Source organism: Methanosarcina barkeri str. Wiesmoor (assembly GCF_000969985.1).
GTDB classification, from domain to species: Archaea; Halobacteriota; Methanosarcinia; order Methanosarcinales; family Methanosarcinaceae; genus Methanosarcina; species Methanosarcina barkeri_B.
The window spans coordinates 2,204,785-2,227,841 of record NZ_CP009526.1 but is presented as its reverse complement, the minus strand read 5'-3'; the positions used below and the strand labels follow the sequence as shown (position 1 = coordinate 2,227,841).

At 38.5% G+C, this 23,057-nt stretch carries 21 protein-coding genes; 12 read left to right on the top strand and 9 right to left on the bottom strand.

From position 1 onward, the window contains the following. Positions 1-245 precede the first annotated feature (245 nt). From MSBRW_RS09460 to MSBRW_RS23870, 3 genes are all read right to left on the bottom strand, one after another. A complete protein-coding gene (locus MSBRW_RS09460) occupies positions 246-776 on the bottom strand; it encodes a putative ATP-dependent zinc protease (RefSeq protein ID WP_011307890.1) in 531 nt (176 codons plus the stop codon). 938 nt (positions 777-1,714) lie between these two features. Next, positions 1,715-1,843, bottom strand: coding sequence for a hypothetical protein (locus tag MSBRW_RS23875; protein ID WP_011307891.1), 129 nt, complete (start codon positions 1,841-1,843; stop codon positions 1,715-1,717). Positions 1,844-1,928: 85 nt separating this feature from the next. After that, the gene (locus MSBRW_RS23870) at positions 1,929-2,063 is read right to left on the bottom strand and encodes a hypothetical protein (RefSeq protein ID WP_011307892.1); all 135 of its coding nucleotides are present in this window, start codon (positions 2,061-2,063) and stop codon (positions 1,929-1,931) included. A gap of 1,022 nt (positions 2,064-3,085) precedes the next feature. On the opposite strand from MSBRW_RS23870, the gene MSBRW_RS09450 reads away from it, so the two are divergent. Next, the gene (locus MSBRW_RS09450; RefSeq protein ID WP_011307476.1) at positions 3,086-3,583 is read left to right on the top strand and encodes a GNAT family N-acetyltransferase; all 498 of its coding nucleotides are present in this window, start codon (positions 3,086-3,088) and stop codon (positions 3,581-3,583) included. 704 nt (positions 3,584-4,287) lie between these two features. On the opposite strand, the gene MSBRW_RS09445 is transcribed toward MSBRW_RS09450, so the two are convergent. After that, positions 4,288-5,658 carry a hypothetical protein gene (locus tag MSBRW_RS09445; RefSeq protein WP_011307893.1) on the bottom strand — a complete coding sequence of 457 codons (1,371 nt, stop codon included), beginning with the start codon at positions 5,656-5,658 and terminating at the stop codon, positions 4,288-4,290. Between the two features lie 693 nt (positions 5,659-6,351). Between MSBRW_RS09445 and MSBRW_RS09440 the strand changes: the two genes are divergently transcribed. From MSBRW_RS09440 to MSBRW_RS09425, 4 genes are all read left to right on the top strand, one after another. Next, positions 6,352-9,093, top strand: coding sequence for a HEAT repeat domain-containing protein (locus MSBRW_RS09440; RefSeq protein WP_011307894.1), 2,742 nt, complete (start codon positions 6,352-6,354; stop codon positions 9,091-9,093). A gap of 205 nt (positions 9,094-9,298) precedes the next feature. Then, positions 9,299-9,442, top strand: a complete 144-nt coding sequence (locus MSBRW_RS22105; protein WP_155398183.1) for a hypothetical protein — start codon at positions 9,299-9,301, stop codon at positions 9,440-9,442. 168 nt (positions 9,443-9,610) lie between these two features. Continuing rightward, positions 9,611-10,255, top strand: coding sequence for an HD domain-containing protein (locus MSBRW_RS09430; protein ID WP_011307895.1), 645 nt, complete (start codon positions 9,611-9,613; stop codon positions 10,253-10,255). A gap of 189 nt (positions 10,256-10,444) precedes the next feature. Then, positions 10,445-11,161 carry a histidine phosphatase family protein gene (locus MSBRW_RS09425; protein WP_011307896.1) on the top strand — a complete coding sequence of 239 codons (717 nt, stop codon included), beginning with the start codon at positions 10,445-10,447 and terminating at the stop codon, positions 11,159-11,161. A gap of 178 nt (positions 11,162-11,339) precedes the next feature. On the opposite strand, the gene MSBRW_RS21075 is transcribed toward MSBRW_RS09425, so the two are convergent. Further along, a complete protein-coding gene (locus MSBRW_RS21075; RefSeq protein WP_011307897.1) occupies positions 11,340-11,963 on the bottom strand; it encodes a SagB/ThcOx family dehydrogenase in 624 nt (207 codons plus the stop codon). A gap of 144 nt (positions 11,964-12,107) precedes the next feature. Continuing rightward, positions 12,108-12,449, bottom strand: coding sequence for a metal-sulfur cluster assembly factor (locus tag MSBRW_RS09415; RefSeq protein ID WP_011307898.1), 342 nt, complete (start codon positions 12,447-12,449; stop codon positions 12,108-12,110). A 327-nt stretch (positions 12,450-12,776) separates the two neighbouring features. Here MSBRW_RS09415 and MSBRW_RS09410 point away from each other — a divergent pair, with 327 nt between their 5' ends. Beyond that, the gene (locus tag MSBRW_RS09410) at positions 12,777-13,007 is read left to right on the top strand and encodes a ferredoxin (protein WP_048102947.1); all 231 of its coding nucleotides are present in this window, start codon (positions 12,777-12,779) and stop codon (positions 13,005-13,007) included. Between the two features lie 185 nt (positions 13,008-13,192). Here MSBRW_RS09410 and MSBRW_RS09405 read toward each other — a convergent pair whose 3' ends face one another. Then, the gene (locus MSBRW_RS09405) at positions 13,193-13,966 is read right to left on the bottom strand and encodes a winged helix-turn-helix domain-containing protein (RefSeq protein ID WP_011307900.1); all 774 of its coding nucleotides are present in this window, start codon (positions 13,964-13,966) and stop codon (positions 13,193-13,195) included. Positions 13,967-14,275: 309 nt separating this feature from the next. On the opposite strand from MSBRW_RS09405, the gene MSBRW_RS09400 reads away from it, so the two are divergent. Together MSBRW_RS09400 and MSBRW_RS09395 are read left to right on the top strand one after the other, a co-directional pair. Continuing rightward, positions 14,276-14,476, top strand: a complete 201-nt coding sequence (locus tag MSBRW_RS09400) for a hypothetical protein (RefSeq protein ID WP_011307901.1) — start codon at positions 14,276-14,278, stop codon at positions 14,474-14,476. Positions 14,477-14,755: 279 nt separating this feature from the next. Further along, positions 14,756-15,193 carry a hypothetical protein gene (locus MSBRW_RS09395; RefSeq protein WP_011307902.1) on the top strand — a complete coding sequence of 146 codons (438 nt, stop codon included), beginning with the start codon at positions 14,756-14,758 and terminating at the stop codon, positions 15,191-15,193. A gap of 193 nt (positions 15,194-15,386) precedes the next feature. Here MSBRW_RS09395 and MSBRW_RS09390 read toward each other — a convergent pair whose 3' ends face one another. Beyond that, positions 15,387-16,868 carry a tetratricopeptide repeat protein gene (locus tag MSBRW_RS09390; protein ID WP_011307903.1) on the bottom strand — a complete coding sequence of 494 codons (1,482 nt, stop codon included), beginning with the start codon at positions 16,866-16,868 and terminating at the stop codon, positions 15,387-15,389. Between the two features lie 627 nt (positions 16,869-17,495). On the opposite strand from MSBRW_RS09390, the gene MSBRW_RS09385 reads away from it, so the two are divergent. After that, a complete protein-coding gene (locus MSBRW_RS09385; RefSeq protein ID WP_052305912.1) occupies positions 17,496-18,596 on the top strand; it encodes an exonuclease/endonuclease/phosphatase family protein in 1,101 nt (366 codons plus the stop codon). Between the two features lie 187 nt (positions 18,597-18,783). Next, the gene (locus MSBRW_RS09380) at positions 18,784-19,020 is read left to right on the top strand and encodes a hypothetical protein (RefSeq protein WP_048102949.1); all 237 of its coding nucleotides are present in this window, start codon (positions 18,784-18,786) and stop codon (positions 19,018-19,020) included. 451 nt (positions 19,021-19,471) lie between these two features. On the opposite strand, the gene MSBRW_RS23865 is transcribed toward MSBRW_RS09380, so the two are convergent. Further along, positions 19,472-19,606 (bottom strand): hypothetical protein, encoded by a 135-nt coding sequence (locus tag MSBRW_RS23865; protein ID WP_268990299.1) that lies wholly within the window; start codon positions 19,604-19,606, stop codon positions 19,472-19,474. Between the two features lie 708 nt (positions 19,607-20,314). Here MSBRW_RS23865 and MSBRW_RS09375 point away from each other — a divergent pair. Next, positions 20,315-22,045 carry an ABC transporter ATP-binding protein gene (locus tag MSBRW_RS09375; RefSeq protein WP_230670061.1) on the top strand — a complete coding sequence of 577 codons (1,731 nt, stop codon included), beginning with the start codon at positions 20,315-20,317 and terminating at the stop codon, positions 22,043-22,045. Between the two features lie 258 nt (positions 22,046-22,303). After that, entirely contained in the window at positions 22,304-22,759 is a 456-nt protein-coding gene (locus MSBRW_RS09370) for a hypothetical protein (RefSeq protein ID WP_048102950.1), read from the top strand. Positions 22,760-23,057 lie beyond the last annotated feature (298 nt).

Sequence of the window (23,057 nt, the reverse complement as noted above, 5' to 3'; positions counted from 1 at the left end):
CCATTATCGAGATAATTTATCGAGATAACTTGTTGAGATAATTTGTTGAGATAATTGTTGAGATAACTTCTGCTACGATTTTAATGAAAAATGGCACATTATCTATGAATAAAATTAACATTAATTAGTATTCAAATTTAGAAACTGTTTTAATTTTAAGGTATTATCATTCATTAAATATCCAGATCTCATCATTCATTAAATATCCAGATCTCATCATCCATTTAATTTTCTTCTGGAAAGTTTTACTTGCCTTTAACATATTCAAAAGTCCAGAGTGGAATTCCTCCTATTTCTCCCTTTTCAAGATGTTCCATCTCATGAGCTGCGCTATATGCCGGCGTACCTTTCAGTTTTATGTGTTTTTTCTTTAACTCCCTGATTGTTATTTTTTTGAGATCAGGATTTACCTCTGCAAATATGATTTTTTTTGCATGCAGGGTTATTATGTAGGGTCTTTCAACCAGTTCTCTTTCTTCTTTTGTTCCGCATTTTTCCAGCCTTCGGATGACTCCTTCTTCAGCTATGACTTCGGGTTCGATAAAGAAATATATCTTTTCCAGAGTATAGCCGGTTTTGCTCTCCTCATTATAATAAGTGATCACGTCTTTTACTGCCATGCTTTTTGTTTCTTCAGAGGCATAACTCCAGGAACCTCCTGATTTTAATGAAAGCAGAAAAGGAAGAAATAGATCTGCTTGAATTTCAAAACTGGAAATCATATACTTTTCCAGGGCTGAAAATTTGAAGATTGCTTTAATTTCTTCAATATCCATATCACTTCCCCTTCATAAGAATTTGAATCTCGAAGTCTATTTAATTTTTCTTCATTAAATTCTCTGAGAATTGAGCTGCATGTTTTGGCAGGTTCTAATTTACTGACTGATACTTTTCCGAACCTTCAAAGATTGAGTTTTTTTAAAGAAAATAATATACTTCGTTAAAAGAAAAGAGAAACACCTGAAAAACATGTTGAAAATGATAGTTGGAAGAAGTATAAGCTGGAATAAAAGAAGAATTCGAGAGAAAATAGCAAATAAGTTATGTTGATTAAATAAAAATTAATTTCTTCTTGTTGAAATGAAATCAAAATTGAAATGGGTATTACCCAATTGCAGAATTCAAAGTAGTTATGAGGCAGCCTAAGTTCACTAATTTTTGTTTGATCCCAAAATTATTTTCTATCTTTTAATTTTTTTATTGCAGTTATATATAATATACAGATGATCCACTATTATAGATGGTTCACTATTTTACTTCAATTTCGAACATATTTCGTTTTACATGATCATCCTACAGTTCCAAAACGGAATTGAAATTTACTCAATGTTTAAATTTTGAGTCGGTTGCTATTGTATCTTATATTGAACTTTCAACTGGTTTTAACCTAACTCCCGCCTTCTTAGGCGCATATATGCTTTTTCGTATCTCTGTGAGATCAGATGATTTTGAGTCGGTTGCTATTGTATCTTATATTGAACTTTCAACTGGTTTTAACCTAATTTCCGCCTTTTTAGGCGCATATATGCTTTTTCGTATCTCTGTGAGATCAGATGATGCCGATTTATAAATATTACCTTGCATATGATGTGCTTAAGTTTAAGCGCATGTATCGATATCAGGCAACAGTTATGTGCTTAAAGATGCGGAACTAAGGTTTTAAATCTGCGAAATCATTTCAAGATACAACAAGTTTTTGTAAAATATGATTCAATCAAAGTTTCGCTGGCGCTTTTCCTTCGCCTGAGGGTTTGCCGCATTCAGGACATAAAGTTTGCCTTCTCTCTATATTGCCTTTAAATACATTTGCATTTTCAGCTTTATTCCTCATTTCATCTACCATGCGTTCTGCTCTTATCGCAGTTAGCTCAACATTTTCTCTTGGCGCACATTCTACACAAAGATTATCCTGTTCGTTCCAGTCGGCTTCACAGACATAGTGTTTGACTTGGGCATCTGTAGAAGTGTTCTTTTACCTCATTCTGGGCTATTTCAAAGGCATTTTCCCATTCCTTGCGCCATTCAGGAGACATTCCCTGTTTTCGTTCATTGAGTATATCCATACCTCTTTAGTGCATTTCCAACACCGTACTGGCCTACAAGGCCGGAGCCTGCAGAGAGTGCTCTTCCAACCATGCCGAACAGACCTGCCTTTTTATATGTTTTGGATTCGATGAATCTTACTTTGTAGCCGTCTTTACAGATGTCACAGTAGAAAGTAAACTGGAAACCTGCTTCTTAACTGTTGTCTTTATAGTTTCTTGTAAAAGGTTGGAGTTGTGATATCTTGAATCCTATATTATCACCTCAACGATTTACCGCATTTGATACAATTCTTGTTAGCAGGGGACTGCAGGGTTCGACATTTCGGATTGGGGCAGATAATAACAATCGGAGTACTGCAATTGCTGCACTTATCCCCGAGGAATGTTTCTTCTCCGCAACTTTTACATGTGGTCCACAGCAAAACGCCGCAGTGCCCGCAGACTTTTGCCCCGTCTTCAAGAGGGTTATCTACATACAGGGCATCTCATAGGCCCAAGAGGATCCTCATGCGGACAGAGCGGACAGAAATTAAAAAATTATGTTAGTAATTTATCATATTATTTATACAAATATTGATAACTGACTATTTTTTAACTATATATATTATATATTATATATTATATATTTACCTAACAGATGTCTGAAAAAGATATAATCAATATTTATTGTATTGTCTTTTTTTAAATTTTCTACATTGAACTGTTATATTCAGAATGAGCCTATCCCGACGAAACTCAAAATTTGATTTTTGAATCTCGTATTGGGACGATCAATTGAATTCTTAATCACTAAAATGATCCTGAAAACTCAGGATGATTTAGAATAAAATAAGTTTTGGGATAGGCTCTATCTCTAATTTTGCCAAGCCTTGACCCTTTTTCTGTAAATTTCATGAGATAAGGCAAAGCTGCAGTACTTCCTTGTGTTTGTCTCAAATTTTAGATTCCACGTAACGACCATCAGGAAACCTTTAAAATAATCCAATCTGATTGAATTACTTTTTAATACAAGAAAATTAAGTTTTTAAAGGCAGATCAAAATGTGCAAAGTTATTTTTGATGAAATAAAGGAAGAACATCTGAATGATGTTTTGGAAATTTATACCCACTATGTTCTCAACACAAATGTAACCTTTCACGCGCATGCTTTCTCAAAAGATGAAATGCGAGAATTGGTATTCTTTGAAAATCCTAAATATAAAACTTTTGTCATAAAATCTGCTGATAAAATTAATGGATATGTAATATTGACTCAGTACAAAAAGCGTGAAGCATACGATGGAACTGCTGAAGTAACTGTATACTTAAAGCCGGATTACATCGGTAAAGGCATAGGCATCCAGGCTGTTAAGTTCATTGAAGATGTTGCAAAAAAGCAAAATATTCACGTACTTATTGCGACAATATGCGGAGAAAATTCTAAGAGTATTAATTTATTTGTAAGAAACGGCTTTAGCAAATGTGCACATTATAAGGAAGTAGGTGAGAAATTTGGGCAACTGCTAGATGTAATGGCATACCAAAAAATAATATTATAATGCTTATATCACAATGCTTTACGCCATTGATAGTACGTTCTTTATAAATAACCAGCCAAAAGTTGAACTTTTTCTATATATCTAAAAATAGGTTTTGGGATAGGCTCAATATCAAAAAATCAGACTTGAACCATGGTCAGTTTCTCAAAGAAATAGCGCATAATCAGGTATTACCAGGAAAGTCGCGTGAAATTAAAACTATAATTCTATATATGGGAAAAAAATTATTGTATAACCATGGCAGACTCGATTGGCAATCTCCTCTCCACTTTGAAACAAAATATTCCTTATTTTAAAGACCACGACGTAAGTTCTGAAGTGATGCTTGGAGCATTGCTGCACTTATTCCTGATCCTTTGCTTTATCGTTTTATTTTACTTATTAGTGAGAAAGTTCATGTAACTCCAGAAGAAACTCAAGAATACCGTGATTAATCCAGGTAGGCAGTGGAAAACAGAGTTCACAATTAAGGATGAACATTAATATAACGTCGACAGACATCGTTGTAGAAATTTTCTGAGATGTAAAAACCCCAGGAAATTAAAAAGTGGATTATAATAAAAGTGGATTAATTAAGCTGAGTGGGCTGAAGATTTATAATTATTTCAGCCTCATGCAGCTGATTTAATTCAAGTATCCTACATAGCCATAACTTCTACATAGCCAGAATTTCTACATAGCCATAACTTCTACATAGCCAGAATTTACTCATTTTCCGTCTCATCAAGATATGGAGAAAGTGAGGATAAAGCTTCAGATTTTTGGGACTCGGATTTAATCCCGGAAGCCAGATTAAGGGCTTTTTTAAGAATCTCTTCTTTTCTAGGTTCGTCCAGGTGTGGGAGAACATACGAGAGAGCTTCAGGCCTCATGTCCTTATCTTTAAGGCCAAAAGCTAATTGAAGAACTTGTTCCAGCACTTCTTCTTTTTTCTGCTCATTTAGATATGGAATAAGAGATGAGAGAGCCTGTACCTTTTGATAGTCAGAGAAAATTACCTCTATGAGTTCAAGGGCCCTTTCAATAATAGCTTCATTTTTTAACCCGTAAAGATGCGGTACAAGCGAGGAAAGTATCTGGAATTTTGTGTCTCCATATTGAAGATGGTGTGAGAAGCAAAAGATATTTTCAATAAGCTCTTCTTTGCCTGATCCTCTCAGGTGAGGGAGAAGCGAGGAAAGGACAAGGGCTCTTTCGTTCTCATCCTGAATGTGAGAGGCAGATTCAAGGGCTTTTTCAATAGATTCGGCTTTTTTTGGCTCGTCCATATACAGGACAGACAGGGAAAGGGCCTGTGACCTTAAATCTCCATATTGAATCTGGGAAGCAAAATCAAGGGCCTCTCCCATGATATCTCTTTTTTCCGACTTTTCCAGACGTGAGATTAGCATTAAAAGAGCCTTTGCCTTTTGAACCTTATCTTGAATCTCATTATCGGTTTTTTCAGCGCCAGCTTTTGCAGAACTAGTTTTTGTTATATGTCTAATCTCTGCAATTTGCTCGATTCGTAAGTCACTGGGACTCTTTTCGCCTACGACTTTCAGACCAGTAACAGGTTTTTCGGTATTTTGCATTCCGTATCGCTCCGGACCCTGAGAAATACCCTTTCTTGTTACGAAGGCTTCAAGCAGCCTGTTAAATTCGTCAAGTACTCTGATTCTATCACTCAAAGTTTGTTTTGAACCTTGTTTTGAGATTTGTTTTATAATCATGGCCGAACTACCTTCGGTCATTAGCTTCTGTACTGTTTTATAATCCATAAAAGACGAAACTTCTTTAACTAAATCAGGGTTTTTTTCAAGCAATTTAAATATCTCCTGAATAAAAACTTGCCTTACATCCGTATCTGAGGGTGCAACAATCATATCTCCGGCGGCTTCTTTTAATTCAATACATTCTGTTGAACACAGTTTTTCCCAGAGTTTTCTTTTAGTCTCCCAAACTCCAGACCCCACTTTTTTGCAGGCTTCTTCTGCCGCTTTTTTAGACCCAATAACCAGATAAGGAATAACAGGTTCGATAAAATCTACTATTTTTTGTGCCAGCTGTTTAATTATTACGTCCTGTTGCCGCATTATTTCAGCCTTCTATTTGTATATCCTCATCGGATACTATAATTAACAATTATATAAGTACTATAATTCAGCATGATACAGGTCCATAGTTAAACAATTTTGGACTAAAAGAATTAATTTGTAATAGCATAAATAAACAATAATATAATGCAATATATCTTTAATTGAGAACCTATCTGCTACTCAGAGGTATTTAAGCTTTTTGAAAGGTTAGAAAGTGTAAGAGAAGTGTAATAATGAAACTTTATTAAATAAGCAAATAAGTAGAATAACGAAACTTCAGTTAATAAAGAAGCTTCAGTTAATAAGTAGTGTAATGTAATGGAACTTATTGAAATAACAAAAATGACACTGCCATAAAGCCAATTAATGGTCTTACGAATCTGGTTAAATAAGGCATGAGTTCAACAGCCGAACTATTATGGCAGCAGGACACGTCTCATCATGAATTGGTTACCATGGATTGGTTACCTCGCACTTGAAGAAAAGCAATTTTTAGGCACATGTGCGTTAAATAATGGTTGTAACTAATTCTCTGAAAGGCCGTGGTTAATTATCGTTTCTACTTTAATAATTATTACTTCCAGCTAAAATCCAAAATCAATACTTATATGAGGAAACCTGCCAGAATGGGATATTGTAAATAAAGAATATTTAGATCGGACGGCATTATAGCAAAGTTGGTGGACATTCTTGAGTGAGCGGCCAGAGATACATAATAAGGTTTTCAGTCAGGTATCGGATGATAGAATAGAGGCTGCAAAGCAGCTGGGAACTTTTTTTGAGGCTTTGCCTGACAGAAAACAGGCTTTTGAAGATTTGTTAAGGCTTTGCTCTGACGGAGAGGATGCAGTCAGGGAAGAAGCAATCAATTCCCTTGTAACGGTTTTTCCTAATGTACCGGATAGAAAGCTTGCATGGGATAGGCTTTTGAATCTGACAGCTTATCCGGTAGAGTCTGTAATGACGGCTGCAGCCAATGCTCTGGTCAGCGTTTTTTTTCTTATGCCGGACAAAAATAAAGCATGGGGAGACCTTGCCGGGCTGATAAACTCCAGATCAAGCATGGAAGATGCTAGCAGGGAAATTGTCAGCTCGCTTTATTATTTAATAAAGGAAGTCTCTGATAAGGCGCAGGTCTGGAAAGATCTGCTTGAAATGGGAACCTCAGAATATTCTTATGTGCGAGAGAAGTCGACTTTGCTTTTGAGCCTGGTTTTTCCGGAACTGGCAGATGGGAAAAAAGAAGAAGCCTGGAATAAAGTGCTGGAACTGGCTAGTGAATCTGCGGATGAAAAGATCAGGGAGCAGGCTACTCGGACTCTTGGAGTTATTTACACGCAGATGCCAGACGAGATGAAGGACGAAACTCTTGAGACTCTGCTGGAACTTGCAGTATCAGGAAAACCTGAAGTTCAAAAGGAAGCTCTTCTGACTCTACCCCCGGTTTTTTCTCATATCCCGGATAAGAAAAAGGCTTGGAATGACATTCTCAGGCTTATAGAAAACGAGAATGAGTATATTCAAAAGCAGGCTATCGATGCCCTGGTTTTTATCTTTCCTGAGATGCCGGACAAAAAAAAGATCTGGACTGATTTCCTGAGCCTGGCAAAAGTCAGAGATGATTATATCAGGAACATGGCCTCTGATGCGCTTGTATCCTTATTTTCAGGCCTGGATAACAAAGCCTCACTATGGGAGGAACTCCTCGAACTCTCAGAAGATGAGGACGAAGTCGTGCAGAGTACAGCGGTTAACATTCTCACAAAGATTTTTTCACACATTTCCTGCAAAAGAGAAGCATATTCCGAGCTGGTGTGCCTGGCTGAAACAAAGGATAGTCCTGCACTCCGAAAGGTCGTGAGTACGCTTGCCTCTGCTTATCCCGAATTATGTAATATACCTGAGGTAAGTGAAAGGGAGTGGGAAGAAATAAAAAAACGTAACTATGGAGAGCAGGATAGAACGTGGAAAAATAATTTTGGGAAGCTAGAAAAACCCTGGGAGGAGTATGAATCAGGAGGAGATAGCAAACCCAAAAAAGAAAGTAAATTCGGAAAAAAGGAGTCAGGGGAAAAAGAAGAAACTGGAGAGAATGAAAAAACTGGTAGTCTCCAGTTTAAAGAAAAAGAACACAGAACGCCTGTCTCTAACCTTTTTAAAAAATCTATGTCTGATAATTCAGGATTTGAAGTTGATAACAGGGAGTACATACGAAGAAAAGATATGACGGATTTTATCGGGTCAGGCTCTAGTTTTTCAGATAAAGAAGAGGCTGTGAATAAGCTTATTAGTCTGATTTCTGATCCGGATCCTCAGAGGCGAAGAGGCGCAATAGAATCCCTGCTTACAGCCTATTCCCGATATACAGGCAAAACGCAGGATATCTGGAACGAACTTCTTAACCTGACTGGGGAGGAGGAAACAGGCACCAGAAAGGATGCTGCAGACCTGCTTTCGGAGGTATTTCCAGTGGTTGAGGAAAAGTCAACAGTTTTTTTCGACCTTGTAAAGCTTACTGAGAGCCAGGAAGCTCATCTCAGGAGGAGAGCCGCAGAACTCCTTTCTTCTGCTTTTACCTATTGTGAAGATAAGCAGGCAGCCTGGAACGAACTTGTAAGGCTTGCGTCAGTTGAAGACCGTGAAGTCCGGAAAGGAGCAATTCTTGCTCTATCTTCAGGCTATATAGAGGTACCAGATAAGGAAAAAGCCTGGAAGGACCTGTTAAGTTTTTCCGATCATAGCGACAGTTTTGTGCAAAGGGCGGCAACACGGGCCCTTGGACCTGCTTTTTTCTATGTGCCGGATAAAACCCAGGCCTGGAGAGACCTGAAGGCGCTTACTGACAATCCGTACGTTTATGTCCGAAGGTATGCTTTCCGCTCGCTTGGAAGAGCTTCTCTCTGGAGGGCGCTAAGGGCGGAAAATGAAGCTACTTACATTTTCGGGCTAAAAGAAGCCGTCAATTATTTTAAGGAAGCATCCGAAGCCTCTATTGGCTTCCATATTCCAGAATTCTATCATCCATTTTATCAGTCTCTGTTATTCATTCTTTTCAGCGACAGACCCGGTATAGCGAAACTTGAAAATGAGCGATACCTCTCAAAAATGACAGATGAAGTCAGGGAGAAGGCTGAAAGCCAGAAACTTCTCGATATCTTCGAACAGTTTGCAGGGCTTCTTACACGCGCAGGGAAACTATCTCCTGGTGACCTTTCAGGACAGAAAAAGCTACTTGAAACCTCGATTTTACTTTTTGACCAATTTTCAGGTTTTTTTGACAACAAAGAAGAAGAGGCTATTTTCGCCCAAAAAACCGTGAAAAAAGAAAAACCTGTGAAAAAGGAGTATTCGAACCTTGGAAAAGCTCTTCTTGAGCGGGTAGAGAAAAAGAAGGCATCCTTAACAAAAGATCGTAAAAAAAAGAATTTCTGACCTGAAGTAAGAAGTTTCAAGCCTTTTGAAAAAATGTCTTACCCGCAAGCCTTTTGAAAAAATGTCTTACCCGCAAGCCTTTTGAAAAAATGTCTTACCCGCAAGCCTTTTGAAAAAATGTCTTACCCGCAAGCCTTTTGAAAAAATGTCTTACCCGCAAGCCTTTTGAAAAAATGTCTTACCCGCAAGCCTTTTTTTAAAAGGCTTGGCCGAAAACTCCAGCAACAACCTTGTCGGCATGATCAACCGGCGCAACGGTTGTGGCACAACCCTTTTCAAAAAAGGCTTGACCGAAAATATTAGCAACGACGAGATCAACATCGTAACGGTTGAGGGTCAAGAAGGCTGAATTGTAATCAAAATACCGAGCTAAGCCAAAAGTCTGATTTCTGAACAATTAATCTCGCTTTCAAATTATCGAGACTTTTGTTTATATAGTGAAAATAGGTAGAAAATAAGTATAAGTCAGTATAATTATAATATCACTGAAAGACAAATAATAAGAAAGGAGTCCAATGTGAGTTCAGATAACGGATCTTCAGAAGCTGTTCAGTCCGTGGAAAGAGTAGTTCCCGAGCCTTTGCCTCTGGAGGACCTTTTCCATATTTATGGAATTGAACGCAGCCACGCAGAAAATGTGGCCAGGAATGCGCTTGAGCTTTTTGATATCCTTAATTTTATCCATGGATTGCACCCTAAGATAAAAAGCCTTGTGGAAATAGCTGCACTTGTTCATGATACAGGTGTAGCTACGGATTTTAAGAACCATCACAAAGCAGGAAGGAATATTTTACTCCTTCACTCTCCTTTAGAGGTGCCTGAAAGGCTCAGGCCTGTTGTTGCCTGGACTGCTTTCCTGCATAAAAAGAGCGTGGGAAAAGAGAAAGTTGAGAAACTTAAAGGAAAAGGCTTCGGGAAAATGCCTGAGGACCTTCAGGATCTTACTCTTAAAGTGGCTGCCCTTGTCCGGCTTGCTGATGCCCTTGATTACAGCAGGATGGAAAGCAGGCTTGGAAAAGTCACCTTTGGAAAGCAGAGTATCAAGTTCGAGATAGAGGGGCAGAGAGCTGTGATTGACGCAGAAAGAATGGAAAAGAAATGTGATCTATGGCACCTTCTCTACAATACCCGGCTTGAATTCAGGCCTGCACCGAAGAAGTAATAAACCATAGTGTTTACTGGTTTCTGACTATACTTACTGGCTTCTAGCAGAAGTAATAACATAGTGTTTACTGGTTTCTGACTATACTTACTGGCTTCTAGCCATACTTAGGCTTCTAGTCATACTTAGGCTTCTAGCCATACTTACTGAGCTACTAGCCATAGAAATTGATTATATGGAGCATCATTTATGGGTCATCTTATACTTGTCAGGCATGGAGAACCTGGATTAAAGCCAGAAGAAAGGCTTGCCGGCTGGGTGGATATTTCTCTCAGCAGGAAAGGAATCGAAGAGGCTCTTCAGTGTGCAGCAGAGCTTGAAAAGTTCGAACTGGACCTTGCTTTTGCCTCAAACCTTGTGCGGACGCAGGAAACACTTTTCTTAATATTGTCCGGGCAGAAGAAAACAGGGGTTGTTGTCCATGAAAGTACAGGGAAGAAAGGAAATCCAGGGAAAACGGACTGGTACTCGTATCCTGAAAAGCTCGGTAAAAAACTTATCCCGATTTATTTCACACCTTATTTAAACGAGCGCTACTACGGTAAGCTTCAGGGCAGGAAAAAACAGAAAATGGAAGAAAAATACGGAGCCGAAAAACTTGCCTCCTGGAGGTGGAACTTTCAGCCAGGCCCACCTGAAGGAGAAAGTCTCAAAGTCGTGTATGAACGTGCAGTACCTTATTTCAAAGAGAAAATCCTGCCTGCCGTAAAGGCAGGAAAAAACGTGCTGATCTGTGCCCACCAGGGCAGTCTGAGAGCTCTGGTCAAATATATAGAAGAGATTTCCGACGAGGATATCAAGGAAGTCAAATTTTCCACAGGCGAACTTGCGATATATCGGTATTCAGAAGGCAAGCTAATCCGAGAAAACGCCGAGATGAGCTCTGAGATTAAAAGGAACCTCTAATGTTTCTTAATTCCTTTATTAACCTCTTTATTGGTTCATTTTTTTAAATTCCGTCTTCTCTCAAGTTCCTTCATTTCTTTCGGATTTTCAATTTTGAATCTTGGGCTGTTTGAAAGAATATTGGTACCATAAGAGGCTTTCTTAGAGAAATATAGAAAATGTAGTGCTGTAAAAGGATTCAAATATAACCCAGAGGCAGAATATATAGAGGTTCTTCGTTTGCCGGCAATTTAAGCACGTTTTTTACTCCTTCGTCCTCAAAAGCTCCTACTGTACAGGTTCCTATTCCAAGCTCCACTCCCATGAGACATACGTTCTGTGCAGTGTGCCCCGCTTCCATATGGGCATAACGAAGGCCTCGACTGCCGTATTTGCTTGTTATCCTCGGATAAACCGCGGAGATTACAAATGAAACGGGAGCGTTTCTGATCATGGGTTGGGAGAGAGCAACTTTTGAAAGTTTCTCTCTCATATCACCTGCAATTTCCCGGACAAGTGTATGGCCTTCAGGAATGTACCTGTAAACCCCAGGTTCAAGCTCGCCATCTTCTCCGATAACTACATGAATTTCAAGAGGGTAAAGAGCACCTGCAGAGGGCGCGGTCCTTAAACCGTCCTCAGAACTTACACCCTGAGCAGCCCAGAGCAAGCGAGAAATATCGGACTTGGAGAGTTCCTTGTCCTTATATCTTCTTACAGACCTCCGCTTTGCAATGAGGTCTTCGATATGACTTCTATCTGTAGCTTCTGGCTCAGGCAGTTTGACTTTCATTGGCAGGTCTGTAAGACCCTGATTTCCCATATTTATTTCCCCCCATACTTCTGGTACAATATTTTTATTCCTTGATTATTCCTTGATTATTCCTTGATTATTCCTTGATTATTCCTTGATTATTCCTTGATTATTCCTTGATTATTCCTTAATTGTTCCTTAATTATTCCTTGATTATTCCATAATCCGCTTCATCGCTTCTTCTGAAATCCTTTCAGGAGTCCACGGTGGGTCCCAAACAAGCTCGATTTTTGCTTCTTTTACCCCATCTATTGCTTCAACCTTTCGCTTCACATTCTCTATAATAAGCTCTCCCATAGGACAGCCAGGCATAGTTAGAGTCATTTTGATATGGACCCTATCCCCTTCTACTTCTACCCCATAAACAAGCCCAAGGTCAATAATGTTTATCGGAATTTCAGGATCATAGCAGGTCTTTAGAACTTCGATAACTTCTTCTTTCGTAACGATGGTACCCTCTCCCTCATGGTATGGATCTAGAGCAATTTTATACATTCCATTTAATTAAAAGATGGATAGAATTAAATAAATTTCCCAGAACCTCAACAAAGGCTATTCTTCGGTTTTGAAAAGTATGTCCCAGTAGTGAAATTATTAAAAAAGCTACATGAATGGTTACTAAACCAACTAGTTACCAAACCAGCTTTTTTCCTACCAGCTTTTTTCCTACCAGCTTTTTTCTAGATACATTAAAATGTACAGGACTGCGTAGCCTATCGAGGAACTTAACTCACTGAAAAAGTCGTTTTCGAACGTTAAATTATATATAAAAATCCTCTTAATTACTCTTATTGTGAAATAAACACAATGGGGGAGTGAAGTATAGCCGATAGTTCAGATAAAGTTGTTGAAAATATTCCAGGACCTTATTATTGTGACTACAACTGTATAGCCTGTAATCTCTGTGTGGATACTGCACCTGAAAACTTCAAGATGAATGACGACGAATCCAACGCCTATGTATATAAGCAGCCTGAAGACGACGAAGAAAGAGAACTTTGTGAAGAAGCATTAGAATCCTGCCCGGTTAACGCAATAGGAAATGACGGCTAAAGTGACTAACGGCTAAAATGATGGCTGGAATAATTTGTTTGATTTAAGCCAATTTACTGGCTTTTTATAATTTTACTGATTATTATTGTCTTTATACCATTTTCTTATTGATTTTTCCCTGCTATCACTTTTTCATTGGTTACATATTTCCCGCAATTGCTTTTTCACTAATACTGCTTTTGTTGTTATTCATTCTCAATTTCAGAATAGATTCTGGAAAGCCCTTGCAGGGTGGAGTAACCTTTCCTGGTAATGATATAGTCTCCCCGTTCATTTCGCTGTAAAATCATTCCTGTTTCAAGGAGTTTCTGAAGGTGAAAAAGCAGATTTCCGCCTCGCAGGCCTGTAAGTTTGGAAAGTTCGGAAAACGTTTTGCTTTCCCCTGAAAGCGCTTTGAGCATAAGGAGACGCTGTCGGTTTGCTATCGGCTCGCAGACCTCAGTGACCAGCTTTTCAGGCTCAATTTCGCTGATGTCGATTTTTTTATCCTCTTCGTCCTTTTCCTCATAAATCTGGAGCGAGTGCATAAGTTTGACCTGCTTTTCAAAAAGATTCGTAGCTTCCGAAAAACACTTGCTGCAATTTGAGTTTTTAGATTCTTTTTTTAATTCTTCCAGCCTGTCCCGGTACAGCTTTATGGTTTCAGCTTCGATCCTGCCTCTTCCAACAAGCCCTGCGGTTTCATGCAAGAGCTCACGAAAAGCCTTTTCACAAAAATCCCGCATCCCGCAGTCCGCTGTCATACGGGTATGCATCCTATCACTTGCGTCCTCACAGAGATAATCTACCATGGGCCTCATGAAGCTTTTTCTCATTTCCTCAACCATTTCTTCAATATGTTGCTGGTTTGCTCTCTGTAAAAACCGTGAGAACTCATTCCGCAGGGATGTTACTTCTTCCTTAATAGAGTGAAGTTCCTCCCGGTAATAAATCTCGGAATTTTTGTTAGCTATCTCCATTTTTTAGTTGCCTCGGAACCTTTTTAAAAACTGAATTATAAAAAATAAAAATTCTTTTAGTTAAAGCTTGTTATAATCAAGGCCAGCAATTAACATTGCTAAGAATGCCGGTAATTGAAGGCACCATGAATGGTTATTAAGACTGAAACTGAAGGGTTTATTGACCGTACTTACTAAAGCTGATAATTTAAGGGATTATTAAAGTTTGTTAATTTCAGGTCATTTTTCTATACAATCAGAATATGTGTACATAATTATGACGCTCAAGTATATAAATATATACAACATTTCTGATCTCGGTGATAAATCATGGAATTACAGGATATAAACAACTTCGTACAGACCGCAAATGAAGATCAGCTCAAAGCCTTCGGTTTTCTGGGGCAATGGATGGCAGAAAACGCCCCAAAGTACTGTAACTGTCCTTCAAAGTGTTCCCAGAACTGTGAACTTGCAAAGGCACTCGGTGGAGCGCTTCAGGCGGCAGGACAGAAGCTTCAGGGACAGTAAGCGGGATAAACAAGCAGATAAACAAGCAAAAATAAGCAGAATCCTATCCGGATCTGCTGCCCTTTTTATATTTTTAGTCTTTTTGTACTTCTTTATGCTACTCAGATGTTATCCGGCCTAACATCTCAGAAACTCCACATCTCAGAAACTCCACATCTCAGAAACTCCACATCTCAGAAATTCTTTCTGTGCTGGCCAGAAGCTGGCTGAAAACTACATTGTGGTTTTTATATGAGCCAGAAGATATACTTAATTTAGAATCTAATCGGGGAACTCAAGATGGAACCAACGACATCCGAAAGGGAAAACTTCTGGAACGCAAAAACCTATGCATTCGTCACTGACCATACAAAACCTGCAATGAAGTGGACCATATCCGAACTTAAAAACCGGGGCAAAGATGTCTATGTCATCGACCTTTCCGACAAGCCGGAATCCGGCTCTTTAAGAAAAGTCTCCGAACTTCCAGCCGGCATCGACCGTGCCGTCCTCGGCGTCACAATAACCGACCCTGGTGACTTTATCCCTGCCCTGAAGGAGAAAGGCATAACTAAAATCTGGCTCCACTGGAGAACAGAAACCGAAAAAGCTGTGGATACCTGCAAGGCAGAAAGTCTCGAATGCATGACCGAACATTGCCCAATGATGTACCTCGGAAACGGGTTCAGTATACATGGGATACACAGGGCGATTGCAAAGATGACGGGGAAGTACTGAAACACTGACTAGTTAAGTTTCTACTCAAACGTCAACTTTTGAAATACCGAGCCTGTTACCGTGCTAGCACAGCGAATAGTTTTTGAAAAGATAATTTATTTCATTTACAAATTTGTGAATATAGATCTCGTTCCTTCTTGACTGCCGACGATCTCTACTATCGCTGAGGATCTCATGTTTCCTTGTATAAAATTCATCTCCGCCAGCTTCGCTCCATTTTCTCATAAAGGCCAATTAAATTATTTCGTGTGATTTTGAAATATGGGTGATCGGGCCCGTATTCTTTTTCGATTATATCAAGGGCTTTTTCGTAGAGGTTGATTGCGGTTTCGTATTCGCCCATGCTTTCGTGGAGGCCTGCCAGGTTGTTCAGGGTTGTGCCTACATCGGGATGTGTCGGGCCGAGAGTCGTTTCGTAGATTTTGAGGGCGCGGGTGTAGAGAGGAAGGGCTTTTTTGTGCTGGCCAAGGATCCTGTAGAGTTCGCCCATGTTATTCAAGGTCTTGGCAACATCAGGGTCCTCAGGACCAAGGACACGCTCTCGGATTTCGAGCGCTCTTGTGTAGAGTTCCAGGGCTTTTTCATTGCGGCCTTTCTGGACATATACGCCTGCCAGGTTGTTCAGGGTAGTAGCAAAGCCAGTATGCTCGGTTTTTCCGAATTTTTCCATAATTTCCAGGGACCTTGTATAGAGGATCATGGCTTTTTCATACCTAATGGTCTGGAAATAAAGCAGGGCAAGGTTGTTCAGGGTCTGGGCCACCTGTGGGTGTTCAGGACCGTACACTTTTTCCTGAAGCTCTAAAGCCTGTCCATATCTGTCCTCAGCTTCGTCAAGTTTGCCCATTTCCGAGAGCAGGACACCCAGGTTATTTAAGGTTCCGGCTCTGTATCCCATAACCACACGTTTGTCCGGCTCCTGTTCCGGAAGCTTTTCAAGAAGTTCGAGAGCCCGCCTGAAGCATTCCTCAGCCTTCTCTGTTTTTTCCAGCCCCTTATAGAAAAAAGCCATTCTGTTCAGGGTTCTGACAGCACCGAGATTTTTCGGGCTCAGGAACTTTTTATGGATCTCCAGCGACCTGGTATAGTATGAAAGAGCTTCTTCGCGCCGGTCCATAAGAGTATAAAGAATTCCAAGCTCGCTGAGTGTATTTCCAGTCTCGGGCCTGGGCTGGTCTGGAAGGTTTTCACGAATTTTTAAAGCCTTTAAAAAAAGCCTGAGGGCTTCTTCGTAATTCCCCATATAGCGGTAGATTCCTCCAAGCCCATTCAGCACAGCTGCGTTTTCCGGACTTTCGGGGCCAGGCTTTTTTTCCACAATACCAAGCAGTTCTTCATAGAGGGGAAGAAGCACTTTCCAGGATACGGATCTGTAAAAAGGATCGGCTTTAACTGTAAACCAGCTTACCAGTTCTTCGGGCTCAAAAACCTCCTTTGCATGCATAAAGGCTTCCTTTAGGGCAATCTCATCTTCAGGGATGATAAGCTCCGGATCCAAATCTTTCAGCCGCTGCTCATACCTTTCAAGCAGAGCTTTGTGGTTTTTCGGTTTTATTTTTATTTCTTTTTCTGTTCCCTTTTCCATTTCTTTCTCTGGATTTTTATCTTTAGTTTTGATAGAGATACTTTTATCAGAAATCTCTTCTTTTCCTGAATCTTTCTTGAAATCAGTCATATTTCACCCCTCCTGAACAAAAAGCAGTATAATAAACATCTTTATTTAAAAATATAAACATCTTTCTGGAAATCTAATTACGTCAATTCTAAATATTTTGGGATGCTCCTATATTAAACAAGTTTGTCCAGCAACATATTTTATTAGAGTCGTCCTAATTATTCAAACGCTTTATCTGTATGCCCTTTGTAAAATCACATATCATGTTTCCTGAGAAAAGTGAGAAGATGAAGAAACGAAGAATTTGTGGTGTTTATAGGTAGAAGTGTAAAACCCCGAAGTCTTTAACTTAGGGGTAGTTCACAGGTGAGTAGCAGTACCTGATGTTTCTGGAAAAGCTGGGAAAAATAATGAATAAACTTTGATCTAATTTTAAGAAGTTTTTCCAATAGAAAAGCATGTTCGATATTTATACACTAGCTTTCAGATCTTTTTGTTCAAATCCTTAATGGGCAATATAAACTATGGTAATATAAACCTCTATTTTTATATAATATAAATAATTATATTTCTGTATAAAACCAGACTGTATAAAATAAGAGTTATTTCTTTTTGGATTTTATTTTTTCAAATATTTATAGAGGAACTTCAGTGTAAGGTTCTCAAAGCCTGAATAAGAGGTGAAACATGGATTCTAAATTACATCACAAGTTTTTAATTTACCTTGCGGTAATTTTCGTATTTTTGCCAGGATGTATAGACTCTACTGAGCAAATGAATGTCGATTCTGCAGAAAATTCGGACTCAGGATATTTATCAAGAGTTTCAGATGCAGCGGAAAATCCTTCTCAGTCATCTGAGGGTTCAAGTAGGGTTATCCATGCCGAAGCTGAGGATTCTAGCGTGATTACTCCTTATGCCGAAGAAACTGTTACAGAAAACCAATCAGGGTTGGTTGCGGTAAACGGAACTTCTTTATCATCTCATGATAATGGTTCCCAGGAGGAAACCCTCAGGATTGGGGCTTTTAATATTCAGGTCTTTGGGGTCAAAAAAGCTTCAAATCCCAAGATAATGAATACGCTTGCAAAAGTTCTCCGCACTTACGATATTGTTGCAGTACAGGAAATCCGGGACAGTTCCCAGACTGCTCTTCCTGCGCTGATAAAGGTTGTGAACAGTGAAAGGGCTAATTATTCCTATGTCGTTAGCGAGAGGCTTGGCAGGACTTCAAGCAAAGAACAATATGCATATATTTATGACAGTGACCGGGTAAAGCTGGAAGGTGAACCTTATACTTATTCCAAACCCGAAGGAACTGATCCATTCCACAGGCAGCCTTATATAGCAACTTTTGAGGATAGGAACGAAACCCTCAACCTTGTTCTGATAACTGTTCATACCGACCCGGACGAAGCCACCGAAGAAATTAATTCTCTTTCAACTGTTCTTGATAGCACCAGACAAACTTGCCCTGTGGAGGATAACTTCGTTATTATGGGTGACCTGAATGCAGATGGCTCTTATTTTGATGAGAATAAAGCAAATTCCCTGAGCTGTGGAGAGTACTGCTGGCTGATAGATAACAGCATGGACACCACAACTGGAGACACAAACTGCACCTATGATAGAATAATAATTACCGAAGATATGGAATCTTATTTTACAGGAAACAGTGGCTTGTTCAGATATGACCTTAAATATAACCTGACTTCAGAAGAAACGAATGCTGTTTCGGACCACTACCCGGTTTACGCGGAATTTGCTTTCGATTCCACGGAAGCCTGACAGGATCGATTGGATCGGATTCTGAGAATTACTTTTTACCTCTACGGTTCTCTGCCACCTTAAGCTAAGAAAACGACATTTTCCTCTCAACACAGTATCAACTCCTTGGTGTAGCATCAACTCACAGAACTCAGGCAAAGAATTGGAGTATTCGAAAAAAAGAAGGTAATAGTGTGCTGAAAATAAAATGTCAAGACATCAGGAAAATAAAAGGATAAAAGACATAATAAATAGGGAAGTCAAAGAGCTCTCTTTTTGCCCGGAAAATAGGAAAGTCAAAGATCCGGAAAATAAAAAGTCAAAGTGCCCGGAAGATAAAATGTCAGGGCAGCCGGTAAAGAAAAATCAAAGTTGCGCTGACGCACCCTGCTGCAAGGAGGCTGTCCGACAACTACTTTCGGTAATAAAAGAATTCCTTTTTTGATTTAAAGGCCTTATTTGCTTTCTTTTTAGCACTTTTTTATTACTACCAACAATTGTCGGACAGCCTGCAAGCTAGCGGGGTATTCAAATGAAATAAATAACGGATCACAAAACTCAAAATTGTTTCTCTGACTATCATATTCCGGATTATTAATAGAGCTTCCGATCCTGAAAAAAGATTCTGATACTCTTATTGATGTGGGGATAAAACTGGTTTTGGGATGAGCTCAAAGAATATCTGTATTTCAAAGAATATCTGTATTTCAAAGAATATTTGTATTTTACAGATAATTAGCTGAACTGCTCAATTTTTTTCATCTAGTATATTGTGGAATTTTTAAAATCTTCGGCCTTATGACAGGAAACACGTCAATCTGGCATAAATCAGTAAATGGCAAATTATAAGCCAGATAATCTTTGACGGTTTCTACGTCAAATAGAGTTATTACACGTCATCCTCCTGCATCAAACCACTGATTAATAATCTTCAACCCATCTGGAAAAACCTTATTTTCGACCTGTTCCCATCGCTTAAACAGCTCTATAGTATTCTTCGGGTCAAAGGTTGTTATGCCTAGCAATAACATATTTTTAATTCCTAATCTGGTCTTGTAATCCATAATAATTTTATATGTACAATATAGCGTATTTAACTTATAACTATTTTATAAACAGATGAGTACTTAACTTAAAAAAGATGTCCTTTTAACTCTATTCAAAAGTTGTTTAAAAGCTCAAAATAGGATAAAACAGTTTAAAATTTACAAGATTTTACCACAATCTCTGATGTACTTAATCTCTGATGTATTTAATCTCTAATGTCTTATGACTTGAGGTTTACTGACTCAATATTTTTACTGATTTCCTGCTTTAGCTGGCTCGCTAGAGTTTATTTCGGATTGTATTTTTCTACATATAATTATGAAACGAAAGAGGAAATAAGAAATAAGCTAATTTTTATACATAATGGAATAACAAATAAATATATATAGTCAACATTCATACATTTACACTCACTCCGTCGGTAAATAAAAAACAGTTAGAGCTTTGTCCTAGATTTGAGTCCTAGATTAAACTGACTTCAAGAATTAATATTTCTTCATGGTTCAGATAATGTTTGATTATTGGAGTATGTTAAACTTTAAAAAGTGAAAAATATGTAATTTCAGAAACGCTCTAAGGAATTTGTTTCAATGACCAATAATAATAGTTCGCTTCAAATACTCTATTTTCTGTTTAGACCACATCGAAAACTGTTAGGCATCTATCTTATAAGTCTTCTAGTTTTCAGCTTTTTGGATGTTCTCAGAGTATTTCTTATCTATCCAATTATTAACTATGGACTCGATATCAATCAGAGTTCTAATTTTATTGATAGAATTTATCAATCATATACCTATGGAGATCTTAATCCATTTCTTGTATCTGCTATTGTACTTGCTATCGTAAGTATAATTAGTGCAGGAGTAGAAGTAGGTGTCTCGTATCTTGGAAGTAAGACATTTGCTACTGTAAGGGATACAACTGATCGCCTGGTTTTTAATACCCTGAGAAAACAGCCATATGAATATTTTGCCAGTCATAAGCAGGGTGATATTTTATATATTGGGCAACAAGCAGTAGAACAAACAGGACTTGCTGTTTTTAACGTTGTAGGCTTTTTTCAGAATCTGTTGCTTTGTTTGTTCTATCTCTCGTTTATTTTTATTCTATCCTCCAAGATCAGTACTTTTATTCTAATTTTTGGAGCCATCTATGTTTTTCTTATGAAAAACGTTATTTTTTCAAGAGTTTACAAGCATTCATTAGTTTTAAACCACTCCGCACGCGCAAAATCCGTCATATATAACGAATTTATTTCAGGAATTAAAACAATATTTATTACTGATTCAATCGATTTCTGGGCCGGGAATTATAATAAGGCAGTAGATAATATTAGAAAAAGTTATGTATTTGCTATGATTCTTCAACGACTTCCAGGCGCAGCAAATAACCTGCTGATCTTTCTGATAATTTCACTTGGCGCTGCAGGGCTTTACTATTTGACTGATGGTCATTTTTTACCATACATAGGAATATTTGGGACGTTCCTGCTTGCTCTTTACAGGACAATACCTGCTCTAAACGCTTGCCAGTCACAATTTGGTGTAATAGTACAGCAGTTTCCTGCAATTGAAGCAGTATATAACTTTCTGCAGGATAAAAATAATAAGAATGTTCATTTAAATACTGTGCCGAAGCGAGAATTTCTGTTTCAAGAATCAATCATTTTTAAAAACGTGTTTTTCAGATACCGTGACACTCAAAAATATACCATTAACAACTTGTCGTTTACAATTAAAAAAAGCACAAAGACTGCAATCGTCGGTAATTCTGGCGCTGGAAAAACTACAGTTGCAAATTTATTGGCACTTTTGTACAGGCCAACGTCCGGAGAAATCCTCGTCGATGGAGTAAATCTTAACGAATTCAATCATTCAGATTATTTAAAGAGACTCGGATACCTTGGGCAGGAGACATTTATTTATCACGATTCCATTAAAGAGAATATCCGATTTGGTCTAGACTGCAACGATGATGAAATCATCGAAGCTGCAAAACTTGCCGATGCTCATGAATTTATTATGGCGACCTCTGAAGGCTACGATACAATTATTGGTGACCAGGGCATCAAACTGTCTGGAGGGCAACGGCAACGTATTGCAATCGCACGGATAATCTTGCGAAAACCTGAAATTTTGCTTTTAGATGAAGCAACAAGTTCACTTGATAACATAGCTGAGCAGCGCGTAATGGAATCAATTGATAGAATCTCAAAGGATATGACAGTAATAACCATCGCACACCGTTTGTCTACGGTAAAAAATGCGGATGCAATTTATGTGCTGAAAAACGGAGAGATTGTTGAGAGTGGAAAACACGATGAGTTGCTTGAGTTAAAGGGTGAGTACTATAAACTCTATAACAAGACATCTGTATTTTCAAGTAACTCTCCAGATTTATCGACCAAAATTGCATCTTTATAAACAAAGTTCATATGTATATAAAAAAATTCCTGCAAAGGCAACGATAAATAAAATTCCTGCAAAAGTAATGATAAAAATGTAATATTGATATTAAAAATAAAAAACAAGATCATGTGGCCTTATCCGCTGTAAGCAAAGGGAAATATTCGTGCTAGCAATGCCAATTACTGTTTTTCATTTCAAATGTATAATTCTTGGAATAATTTAAAAACTTCTAAAATAGAAAATTATATATTGTCAATTTTGGTACGTTTACACATGTTCCTTCCAGTAGATGAAAAACAATTCAAATTCTGGGTCTTGCGCCGTAATGGACTCCCGAACATTAATATTGCAAAACAATTTAGGATCTCGAGGCAGGCGGTCTCAAGAGCGCTCCTCAGTATGGATAAGCGTATTGAAGAAACCCTGCTTGAGATGGCCAGTGCAAACAGAATCGAAGTAGATAAATTGGACTCAAAGAAAGGGATACTCTTCGGAAGATCCATTCCCTTCAAGGTCAACGCAATAATTTTTGTTTCGGCAAAACACGGGATGCAGGTCTGGTATGAACACGAAGGAGAATGCGGATCTTGTGAAAGATATAGGGAATGCATTGAACTGCTCTGGGACTTTGCAGAAGAAATGAATCTCAAACTTCAGAGTACGGAAGATCCAACAAAACTAGCTGACGAATTATTTCGAAAATTAAAGGAATTGGTAGAACAGACCTGAATTCTGAAAGGAAAATGAGGTGTAGCCTTGGCTTACTATTTCAAGCTTGACTCAATTAACTCTCCATTAATGCACTCCCCAACATTCTTTACTAGCTTATGTTCATGGCATAAATGGAAAGTAAAGTTGATGTTGATTTGCGGCTTTTGTTTGACAGCTTTCCTATGTTTGACAGTGCTCCTATGTTTGGCAGCTTTCCTATGTTTAACAGCGCTCCTATGTTTGACAGCTTTCTTGTATTTCCTTAAAGATATTTACCGGGAAAATAAAAATAACAAGAGTGTGCTTATCAATAGAC